Source organism: Alcanivorax sp. (genome assembly GCF_014762765.1).
GTDB lineage: Bacteria > Pseudomonadota > Gammaproteobacteria > Pseudomonadales > Alcanivoracaceae > Alcanivorax.
This window is the reverse complement of the sequence record NZ_JABURH010000095.1, coordinates 1-1,975: the sequence shown is the minus strand read 5'-3', so window position 1 is coordinate 1,975 and position 1,975 is coordinate 1. Positions and strand designations below refer to the sequence as shown.

Genomic DNA, 1,975 nt, shown 5'->3' with positions numbered 1-1,975 from the left:
AAAACGCAAGTTAAGAGGATGCAAGCATGAGTAGCGGTCGTATTGTTCAGATCATCGGTGCTGTGATCGACGTGGAATTCCCGCGCGACGGCGTACCGAAGGTATATGACGCCCTCACCGTGGACGGTACTGAAACCACGTTGGAAGTTCAGCAGCAGCTGGGCGACGGCGTTGTTCGTACCATTGCCATGGGCTCCACCGAAGGTCTGAAGCGTGGTCTTAACGTGACCGACTCCGGTGAGCCGATTCAGGTTCCGGTAGGCACCAAGACCCTGGGCCGTATCATGGACGTGCTGGGTCGTCCCATCGACGAAGCCGGCCCGATCGGTGAAGAAGAGCGCATGCCGATTCACCGTGCTGCTCCTACCTATGCGGACCAGGCAGCCACCAACGAACTGCTGGAAACCGGCATCAAGGTAATCGACCTGGTTTGCCCCTTCGCCAAAGGCGGTAAGGTTGGCCTGTTCGGTGGTGCGGGTGTAGGTAAAACCGTAAACATGATGGAGCTGATCCGGAACATCGCGATCGAGCACTCCGGTTTCTCCGTGTTTGCCGGTGTGGGTGAGCGTACTCGTGAGGGTAACGACTTCTACCACGAAATGAAGGATTCCAACGTACTGGATAAAGTATCGCTGGTTTACGGTCAGATGAACGAGCCGCCAGGTAACCGTCTGCGTGTAGCGCTGACCGGTCTGACCATGGCCGAGAAGTTCCGTGACGAAGGCCGTGACGTACTGTTCTTCGTGGATAACATCTACCGTTACACCCTGGCCGGTACCGAAGTATCTGCACTGCTGGGCCGTATGCCTTCAGCGGTAGGTTACCAGCCGACCCTGGCGGAAGAGATGGGCGTTCTGCAGGAACGTATTACTTCCACCAAGACTGGTTCCATTACCTCCGTTCAGGCGGTATACGTACCTGCGGATGACTTGACTGACCCGTCTCCGGCAACCACCTTTGCTCACCTTGATGCGACCGTGGTACTGAGCCGTGACATCGCCTCCAAGGGTATCTACCCGGCGATCGACCCGCTGGATTCCACCTCTCGTCAGCTTGACCCGCTGGTGATTGGTCAGGAACACTACGACGTGGCCCGTGGCGTGCAGTCCGTACTGCAGCGCTTCAAGGAACTGAAGGACATCATTGCGATCCTGGGCATGGACGAGCTGTCTGAAGAAGACAAGACCATCGTTGCCCGTGCTCGTAAGATCGAGCGTTACCTGTCCCAGCCGTTCTTCGTGGCCGAAGTATTTACTGGCTCTCCGGGCAAGTATGTTTCCCTGAAGGATACCCTCACCGGTTTCCGGGGCATCCTTGACGGTGATTACGATCACATTCCGGAGCAGGATTTCTACATGAAGGGTTCTATCGACGAAGTGGTAGAAGCCTACAACAAACGTAGCAAGTAACCTGCACCGGGAGACAAGCAAATGGCGATGACCGTGCATTGCGACATTGTTAGTGCAGAACGCCAGCTGTTCTCCGGTCTGGTTGAAATCGTGGTGGCCTCCGGTGTGGAAGGCGATCTCGGTATCATGCCGGGCCACGCCCCGCTGCTGACCCGGCTCAAGCCGGGTCCGGTACGGGTGAAGAAGCAGAATGGTGAAGAAGAAGTGTTCTACGTATCCGGCGGCTTCCTGGAAGTGCAGCCGAAGCTGGTAACTGTGCTGGCCGATACCGCAGAACGTGCCGACAACATGGACGAAGCCGCTGCCGAACAGGCAAAACAGCGTGCCAAGGAAGCGTTGGAAGGGAAGAACTCCGAAATGGACTACTCCCGCGCCGCCGCCACCCTGGCCGAGGCCGTTGCCCAGTTGCGTGCAATTCAACAGTTGAAGAAGAAAGGGCGGTAAGCACCTTTTGCAATTCTTCAACACAGAGGGGGGTAGCCAAGTGCTACCCTTTTTTGTTTCTGTCTCGGAGACAGAAATGTCACGATGTCATGCTATAAACCGCACGGCGCATCGCGACAAGG

General features: G+C 56.5%; 2 protein-coding genes. Both read left to right on the top strand.

Annotation, left to right across the window (positions count from 1 at the left end; genetic code table 11):
* The first annotated feature begins 26 nt into the window (after positions 1–26).
* Entirely contained in the window at positions 27–1,409 is a 1,383-nt protein-coding gene (gene atpD, locus HUJ17_RS05035; RefSeq protein WP_290509646.1) for a F0F1 ATP synthase subunit beta, read from the top strand.
* Positions 1,410–1,430: 21 nt separating this feature from the next.
* The gene (locus HUJ17_RS05030; RefSeq protein WP_022985898.1) at positions 1,431–1,853 is read left to right on the top strand and encodes a F0F1 ATP synthase subunit epsilon; all 423 of its coding nucleotides are present in this window, start codon (positions 1,431–1,433) and stop codon (positions 1,851–1,853) included.
* The last annotated feature ends 122 nt before the right edge of the window (positions 1,854–1,975 follow it).